Here is a 1,328-nt window from a genome sequence, read left to right as displayed (position 1 = left end):
GACCACATTCAACGCGCTAAAAAAGTACGCGCGATTGCCGCAAGATTAGGGCGTCAGGTTGCCATTCTTGGCGATTTACAGGGACCTAAAATTCGTGTTTCGACCTTTAAAGACGGTAAAATCACACTCAAAGTCGGCGATAAATTCACACTAGATAGCGACTTACCAAAAGGCGAAGGGAACCAAGAATCCGTTGGTTTGGATTACAAAGAACTGCCTCAAGATGTTTCACCGAACGACATTCTACTGCTTGATGATGGCAGAGTTCAATTGCAAGTCACCAGCGTAGAAGGAAATAAAGTCCATACCCGTGTGACCGTTGGTGGTCCATTATCCAACAACAAGGGCATCAACAAAAAAGGCGGTGGCTTATCAGCCGATGCACTCACGGAAAAAGACAAAGCTGACATCATCACAGCCGCAGAAATTAAGGTCGACTATTTGGCCATTTCTTTCCCACGCAATGGCGAGGACATGCACTATGCCAGACGCTTGGCCCGGGATGCCGGCTTAGAAGCAAAACTCGTCGCAAAAGTAGAACGTGCAGAAACCGTCGCCACGAGCGAGTCGATTGACGATATCATCCTAGCTTCTGACGTCGTGATGGTCGCTCGCGGCGATTTAGGGGTTGAGATTGGCGATCCTGAGCTGATCGGTGTTCAGAAAAAACTCATTCGTCGAGCTCGCAGTTTGAACCGCGTCGTCATTACTGCAACTCAAATGATGGAATCGATGATCAATAGCCCAATGCCAACGCGTGCAGAAGTCATGGACGTAGCAAACGCTGTTTTGGATGGCACCGATGCCGTGATGCTGTCTGGAGAGACCGCTGCCGGTCAATATCCGGTAGAGACCGTGAAATCAATGGCGGATGTCTGTATTGGCGCAGAAAAGATGTCTGAAGCAAGTCTATCGACCTACCGTCTCGACCGCACCTTTGAAACAGCAGAAGAGACCATTGCAATGGCAACCATGTACTCAGCGAACCACATGGAAGGCATCAAAGCGATGATTGCGTTAACAGAGTCAGGAAGAACAGCTTTGATGATGTCACGCCTAAGCTCTGGTTTGCCGATTTTTGCTTTATCGCGTAACGAATCGACGCTCAACCGCGCAGCGTTATATCGTGGCGTAACGCCAGTGTACTTTGATGCGAAATGCGATGCGGGCTTACCAACCGCTCAAGCCGCAATTTCCAGCCTCAAAGATCAAGGTTACCTACATGAAGGTGACTTAGTGATCATCACTCAAGGTGACGTGATGGACGTCGTTGGTTCAACCAACTGCATGCGTATTCTGCCAGTCTAACGTAATAGAAATGCTAAGGG

1 protein-coding gene is annotated in these 1,328 nt (G+C 48.9%); it reads left to right on the top strand.

Translation table 11 applies throughout. The features are described from left to right. On the top strand, positions 1 to 1,308 hold a 1,308-nt coding region (pyk, locus tag R7P72_RS24635), incomplete at its 5' end, for a pyruvate kinase (RefSeq protein ID WP_318110917.1). Between the last annotated feature and the right edge of the window lie 20 nt (positions 1,309 to 1,328).

This window comes from Vibrio sp. Vb0888 (genome assembly GCF_033338835.1).
Taxonomy (GTDB): domain Bacteria; phylum Pseudomonadota; class Gammaproteobacteria; order Enterobacterales; family Vibrionaceae; genus Vibrio; species Vibrio alginolyticus.
The sequence above is the reverse complement of the archived record's forward strand: the minus strand, read 5'-3'. Positions and strand labels throughout refer to the sequence as shown.